Origin of the sequence: Devosia alba (assembly GCF_039938915.1) — a bacterium.
GTDB classification, from domain to species: domain Bacteria; phylum Pseudomonadota; class Alphaproteobacteria; order Rhizobiales; family Devosiaceae; genus Devosia; species Devosia alba.
On the sequence record NZ_JBDUUI010000199.1, the window covers coordinates 1 to 210 of the forward strand.

At 56.2% G+C, this 210-nt stretch carries 1 protein-coding gene; it reads left to right on the plus strand.

What is annotated here, in order from left to right; translation table 11 throughout:
* Window positions 1-210 (plus strand): hypothetical protein (locus tag ABFY71_RS19265; RefSeq protein WP_347947492.1); only part of this gene is annotated, 210 nt, incomplete at both ends.

Here is a 210-nt window from a genome sequence, read left to right on the forward strand (position 1 = left end):
GTACAGGCGCCAGAGAAACTGGACTGGAACAGTGCTACGGACATGGGCGTGAACGCTTTAGAGCGTGCCGCTATCCAGGCATCAGGCAAGACCCCTGCTGTTACAGCGGGTGAAAGCTTCGCTGCGGGTATGGGCAATAGCATTATCGCTGCTGCTATCCGTAAAGCCGATGCACCGAACTTCGAGACGGACTACAACTGGGATGCTCGT